Source organism: Sphingomonas sp. 10B4 (genome assembly GCF_035019905.1).
Taxonomy (GTDB): Bacteria; Pseudomonadota; Alphaproteobacteria; order Sphingomonadales; family Sphingomonadaceae; genus Sphingomonas; species Sphingomonas glacialis.
This window is the reverse complement of sequence record NZ_JASJVC010000559.1, coordinates 1-238: the sequence shown is the minus strand read 5'-3', so window position 1 is coordinate 238 and position 238 is coordinate 1. Positions and strand designations below refer to the sequence as shown.

Annotated in this window: 1 pseudogene; it reads left to right on the top strand. The window is 47.9% G+C overall.

The features are described 5' to 3' along the window. Positions 1 to 31 precede the first annotated feature (31 nt). A pseudogene (locus tag QN347_RS20870) lies at positions 32 to 238 on the top strand (tRNA (N6-isopentenyl adenosine(37)-C2)-methylthiotransferase MiaB); the annotation flags it as partial.

Sequence of the window (238 nt, the reverse complement as noted above, 5' to 3'; positions counted from 1 at the left end):
GGGCCAAAACGTCAATGCGTATCGCGGCAAAATGGACGATGGCGAAATCGCCGACTTTGCGCTGTTGCTGGAATATATTGCCGAGTTCCCGCAGATTGAACGTATTCGTTTTGTCACCAGCCATCCTAAAGAATTTAACCAGCGCCTGATCGATGCATTTTCCAAGATTCCTAAAATTGCGAATCATGTTTTCTTGCCGTCACAGCATGGCTCGGATCGCATCTTGTCCGCGATGAAA